1 protein-coding gene and 1 tRNA gene are annotated in these 2,477 nt (G+C 57.1%); one reads left to right on the forward strand and one right to left on the reverse strand.

Annotated features, from left to right (window positions below; all coding sequences use genetic code 11):
- The first annotated feature begins 50 nt into the window (after nt 1-50).
- A tRNA-Met gene (locus tag C5L13_RS28370) sits at nt 51-127 on the forward strand.
- Nucleotides 128-582: 455 nt separating this feature from the next.
- On the opposite strand, the gene C5L13_RS28375 is transcribed toward C5L13_RS28370, so the two are convergent.
- A complete protein-coding gene (locus C5L13_RS28375) occupies nt 583-2,142 on the reverse strand; it encodes a putative bifunctional diguanylate cyclase/phosphodiesterase (protein WP_105386604.1) in 1,560 nt (519 codons plus the stop codon).
- Between the last annotated feature and the right edge of the window lie 335 nt (nt 2,143-2,477).

Raw genomic sequence — 2,477 nt, forward strand, 5'->3', positions numbered from 1 at the left:
GGAAGACCGAAAACTCGTACGGTATTTTGCCAAAGGCAAAAATCGGATAACGCGGGGTGGAGCAGCCCGGTAGCTCGTCAGGCTCATAACCTGAAGGCCGCAGGTTCAAATCCTGCCCCCGCAACCACTGATCCCTGCGACCCCGTGGCACCCGCTGCGGGTTTTTGCGTTATGAGCTTCCCAGACGTAACCACCACCTATCCCAGGTGCAGGGCCAACTGTCGCATCCAGGACCGTTGGGTCCTAGTGACCTGCCAAGATGCCGCTGGTTTCTCGAAGAACTTCACCCGATGCTGCGGAGCTCGAGCTAATTGGCTCTCCGGCGGATCGAGAAGGATTGATTTTTCCGCAGAGGAACTTCGTCCGCCGGGTGATCTTCGTCATAGCTATCGGCATCTGTTCCCGCGCTGTGATGCAGTAAGCGCTTCGATCTAACGCGTATAAATTCTTATAGACCTAACTCAGTTAAGCGCTCGGACGCGGCTTTGCCAACATGCTTTCGATAAGCTGTGCCAACGTCTTAGGGAAAGTTTCAACGTCGTCGGGGCGGATCCGGATTGAATAACTATCTCGTCCTTCCACCTACGCGTGCTGGGCGGCTAGGGTGTGTCGGCGAGCGGCGACGAAGTCTATTACGTCCGACTGCGGCATGGCTTTGCCGAAGATGTAACCCTGGCCGATGTCGCATCCCTGGCTGAGGAAGTAGGCGAGTTGGGCGTTTTCCTCAATTCCCTCCACCGTCGTCTTGAGATTGAGGCTGCGGCTCAGCCCGAGGATGGCATCGATGATCTTGGCATTCTTGTCGTTTTGGGTGCAGGCGGCAACGAAGCTTTTGTCGATCTTGATCTTGTCGAATTTGAACCGGGCCAGCTGCGAGAGGCTGGAGTAGCCCGTTCCGAAATCGTCGAGAGCCACCTGGATGCCGGCAGCATGGAGATGCTCGATGGTCGATGCGGCGAGATCAGGGTCTCCCATCAGGGCATTTTCCGTAATCTCGATCTCCAGTCGCGATGCCGGTAATCCGGTTTCCTGAAGGATATGGAGAATCCGTTGCGCCAGAAGCCTGTCTTCGATCTGGACGGGCGATACATTGAACGAAAGTGTTGCCGCCTCCGACCAGAGCTGAGCGTCGCGGCATGCGCGTGACAGCAGTTGCTCGAACAGCACGGTTATCAACCCGGTTTCTTCCGCGACGGTGATAAATTGCTGCGGGGGGATGAAAGTCCCCTCGTTGTTACGCCATCTTGCAAGAGCTTCGAAGCCGCACAGGTCGCCGGTCCGCAGATTGATTAGGGGCTGATAGAATGGCTCTATCTTGCCTTCATCGATCGCCCGGCGAAGTTCTCCTTCCAGCTTTGCCCGTTCTGCCACCTTTTCCTGCATTTCCGGCTGAAACAGCGCATACTGATTGTGCCCCCGGTTCTTTGCCTCATAAAGTGCGATATCGGAGCGGTGGCAGATCTCCTCGAGTGAGCTGCCATGATCGGGAAGTCTCGCATATCCGACGCTGGCGCCGACCTCGGTCGACAATGTGCCGATCCGAACGGGCCGGGACACCGAGTGGATGAGCAGCTGTGCGAGAAGTTCCTCTCTCTCTGGAGGCAGGTCGCGCGCCACGGCAACGAATTCGTCGCCGCCGAAGCGGAAGACGCATTCGTGTTCCGCCAGCGCGCAGATCCGTCGCGAAACCTCCTTGAGAAGGATATCGCCGCCCTGGTGACCGAGAAGATCGTTCACTTTCTTGAAGCCGTCGAGATCGATGGAGAATACCGTTGCGGTCTGCGACGCGCTCTCTTCCGCAGGTCCGCGAAGATCGGAAAGCACCAGGCGGTCGAACGCATAGCGATTGGGAAGCTTGGTGAGGTGATCGTGGGTGGCGATGCGGTCTGCTTCGTCGAACGCCTTGCGGCGGCTCACCATCTCGTTGCGCATGTCGAGAATGCGGAGAACCGAGTAGGCGAAGCTGGCGATGCCCGCCACGATCAGGGTGATGATGATAAGATGTGCCTTCCCCGCGCTGACCGCCTGGACAAGATCCAGTATAGTCTCGCGAAAAATCAGGCAGATCAGCCAGAAAAACAGGCCGAATGTGGAGACCTGAATCAGCTGCCTGCCGGCTCTACTTTTCAGGAAATCTCTCATAATACTCCTCCGTAAGGCCGGAGTATTATCAGGTGACACTAAAGGATGGGTTACTGATACGCTGCAACTCCTAGAGTTTGGCAAGTCTAAAGAGGGCTTGAGCGAGGGGCGGCAAGCGGTCCGCAGTGGGCAATCTTGCTGGGCGCACAAGCCCAATGCGCCTCGCCTAGAGCGTTTCATCGCTTGACTGAATCTGATGGGATTCCCTGTGGGCCGGTTTTGTGATTCAAGGTGCTGGCTGGGCGGAGGCCAGCATCTGATGACACGAGCTCTTTCGAATGATCTTCGCGAGCGTGTTGTGGCGGCGGTTGTGGCCGGTGAGAACTGCCGTTCGG

It is taken from the genome of Neorhizobium alkalisoli (assembly GCF_002968635.1).
GTDB lineage: Bacteria > Pseudomonadota > Alphaproteobacteria > Rhizobiales > Rhizobiaceae > Neorhizobium > Neorhizobium alkalisoli.

What these genes read in the sequence shown, in the direction of transcription:
- C5L13_RS28375 (WP_105386604.1), bottom strand. Translation starts at nt 2,142, where the DNA reads ATGAGAGATTTCCTGAAAAGTAGAGCCGGCAGGCAGCTGATTCAGGTC.